Below are 530 nucleotides of genomic sequence, written 5' to 3' on the forward strand. Positions count from 1 at the left end.
GATCGTGTATCGATGCCTGACTTTGATATCGATTTCTGCCAAGAGAAAAGGGACCTGGTTATTGATTATGTTCAGAAAAAGTACGGTTATGTTGCTCAAATAATCACTTTTGGTAAATTGCAGGCAAGGGCAGTATTGCGTGATGTTGGTAGAGTATTGCAAATGCCTTACTCTCAAGTGGATAAAATATCTAAAATGGTTCCATTTAATCCAGTAAATCCTGTAACTTTATCACAAGCGATAGAGTTTGATCAAAACCTGCAGAAAGAGCGGGATAGTGATGAGGTAATTGCAAAGCTTCTTGATATATCGCTAAGGCTCGAAGGAATATATCGTCACGTTTCAACTCATGCTGCTGGAATTGTAATATGTGATCAAAAGTTGGAAAATTTTGTTCCTGTGTACTATGATCCAAATTCGGCTTTGCCAATCACTCAATACAGCATGAAATATGTGGAGAAAGCTGGGCTAATAAAATTTGATTTTCTTGGGCTTGGTACGCTAACGCTAATAGATCATGTATGTCGTTT

Annotated in this window: 1 pseudogene; it reads left to right on the top strand. The window is 37.7% G+C overall.

Going from position 1 to position 530, the window contains the following annotated elements:
* Positions 1-530 (top strand): annotated as a pseudogene (locus WG67_RS08495) (DNA polymerase III subunit alpha); the annotation flags it as partial.

It is taken from the genome of Wolbachia endosymbiont of Drosophila incompta (assembly GCF_001758565.1).
Lineage (GTDB): Bacteria > Pseudomonadota > Alphaproteobacteria > Rickettsiales > Anaplasmataceae > Wolbachia > Wolbachia pipientis.